Below are 1,679 nucleotides of genomic sequence, written 5' to 3'. Positions count from 1 at the left end.
CTGCCGTTGCCCATCGATGTGGCGGCTCTCCGTACACGTACCGACACGATTCCCGCGCTCCTCCGCGACCTCGCCCCCACCACCACCCGACGACGGTCCGCGACACGCGCTGTGGCCGGCGCTGCCGACGGTCAGGAGCTGATGCGCGCTCTGGCCGGCCTGGGCGAAGCAGACCGGGCGCGCACGGTGCTTGACATGGTCCGGGCCCAGGTGGCCAAGGTGCTGGGTCACAGCTCTGCGGACGCGATCGAGGCTGACCGGCCCTTCCAGGAGCTCGGCTTCGACTCTCTCAGCGCGGTGGAGCTCCGTAACGCCCTCAACGCGGCCGCCGGCCTGCGGCTGCCGGCCACGCTGGTCTTCGACTACCCGAGCTCACGAACCGTGGCCGAGTACATCGACAGCGAGCTCGGCGGCGGCATCGAACAGAGCTCGGCCCGGGCGGTCAGCCCCGCCGTGCGCGAGCTGGACGACGAACCGATCGTCATCGTGGGCATGGCCTGCCGCTATCCCGGGGGAGTGACATCCCCCGAGGACCTGTGGGATCTCGTGCTGGAAGGACGGGACGCGGTCTCGGAGTTTCCGCGGGACCGCGGTTGGGACGTCGAAGGCGTGTACAACCCTGAGCCGGGCGTCCCCGGAAAGACGTACGCAAATCAGGGCGGCTTCCTCTACGACGCAGGACACTTCGACCCGGGCCTCTTCGGGATCAGCCCCAACGAGGCATTGATCATCGACCCGCAACAGCGGCTGCTGCTGGAGGCGTCCTGGGAGGTCCTGGAACGTGCGGGCATAGACCCACGCTCACTGAAGGGCACAAAGACGGGCGTCTTCGCCGGTCTGATGTATCACGACTACGGGCAGGGCACGGAAGCTGCGGCCACCACTGGTGGAAGCCTGGTGTCGGGACGCGTGTCCTACACCCTGGGCCTCGAAGGTCCGTCGATGACGGTGGACACGGCGTGCTCGTCGTCGCTGGTCGCCCTGCACCTCGCGGCCCAGGCCCTGCGCTCGGGCGAGTGCTCGATGGCATTGGCAGGTGGCGTGGCCGTCATGGCGACCACCGACATGTTTGTCGAGTTCAGTCGGCAGCGCGGGCTGGCGAAGGACGGGCGTTGCAAGTCCTTCGCGGGTGCGGCGGACGGTGCGGCGTGGTCGGAGGGTGTGGGAGTGCTGCTGGTCGAGCGGCTCTCGGACGCGCGGCGGTTGGGGCATGAGGTCCTGGCGGTGGTGCGGGGGAGTGCTGTCAATCAGGACGGTGCGAGCAATGGGCTGACGGCTCCGAATGGTCCGTCGCAGCAGCGGGTGATCCGGGCGGCGCTGGCCGATGCGCAGATTTCCGCTGATCAGGTTGATCTGGTGGAGGCGCATGGGACGGGGACGCGGTTGGGTGATCCGATCGAGGCGCAGGCGTTGTTGTCGACGTATGGTCAGGGGCGCCCGGAGGGTGATCCTTTGTGGTTGGGTTCGTTGAAGTCGAATCTGGGTCATGCGCAGGCGGCTGCGGGTGTGGGTGGGGTGATCAAGGCGGTTCAGGCGATCCGTCATGGCGTGCTGCCGAGGACGTTGCATGTGGATGAGCCGACACCTCAGGTGGATTGGTCTGTGGGTGCGGTGGAGTTGTTGACGGAGGCGCGGGTGTGGCCGGTGCGGGAGCGTCCGCGTCGGGTGGGTGTGTCGTC

At 68.1% G+C, this 1,679-nt stretch carries 1 protein-coding gene; it reads left to right on the top strand.

Features of this window, described 5'->3' with window-relative positions:
- Positions 1-1,679, top strand: a 1,679-nt coding sequence (locus tag AB0D53_RS41660; RefSeq protein WP_362454754.1) for a type I polyketide synthase, incomplete at both ends; no start/stop codon positions are given.

Origin of the sequence: Streptomyces sp. NPDC048295, from assembly GCF_040652135.1 — a bacterium.
Lineage (GTDB): Bacteria > Actinomycetota > Actinomycetes > Streptomycetales > Streptomycetaceae > Streptomyces.
This window is presented reverse-complemented; position numbering and strand designations above follow the sequence as displayed.